Source organism: Alteromonas sp. 5E99-2 (assembly GCF_017368475.1).
Classification (GTDB): Bacteria; Pseudomonadota; Gammaproteobacteria; order Enterobacterales; family Alteromonadaceae; genus Alteromonas_F.
The window spans coordinates 1-711 of the sequence record NZ_JAFNJE010000065.1 but is presented as its reverse complement, the minus strand read 5'-3'; the positions used below and the strand labels follow the sequence as shown (position 1 = coordinate 711).

Below are 711 nucleotides of genomic sequence, written 5' to 3'. Positions count from 1 at the left end.
TCGTCTCAAATGCATCCATTACGGTTTGATTTACCTCAATCTGATCAAGAATCTTGTGTTGACCATCGAACCGCGAATTTGTTCTTGCCTTCAAGTTTTTAGAAAACATTGTCAGTTCACCGGTTTCGCCAAGACCGTCTGTGTTCGTCACGATAAGATTCATTTGATCAGCCGGCAATTGGATTGCGAAGACGCCGATTAAGCTGCCTTGTGTGTTGAAAACAGGTGACGCAAGAAACGCCGCTGGTGCGCCAGCACTGGGTTCGTAGGGTAAGAAGTCTTGAAAGACTGTTTCACCTGCATTTACCTCCAAGGCATGCGCATAGGCCAAGCCCAAACCTGAATCAGAAAAGGGCCCCGTTTCAAAATTCGTGGCGTAGTCGCTTTCTTTGTAAACCGAATAAATCAGGTCACCCTTCGTGTCGAAAAGGAAAACATCGTAAAGGCCAAGACTGTCTTTCATTGTGCGAAAGTAAGGGTGAAAATTCTCATGCTGGAAGTTGTATGGGATAGATTCGGGCGCACGATCATATAGGTCTTTCTCGCCTATGAGGTTAGGATTTTCTGTGATGTAGGCACGGTGCAGATCTACGACTGGATCTTCCATGAGCAATCCGAAAGTGGAGCTAAATCCTTGAATCGCTTGAACGACTGTCGGGTCAGCCCCATATTTTGCAACCTGCGAATCTAACGCTTGAAACCAGCTTTCGA

General features: G+C 46.3%; 1 protein-coding gene. It reads right to left on the bottom strand.

Annotated elements, in window-relative coordinates; translation table 11 throughout:
* Nucleotides 1-711 (bottom strand): cache domain-containing protein (locus J3L16_RS15890; protein ID WP_207614042.1); only part of this gene is annotated, 711 nt, incomplete at both ends.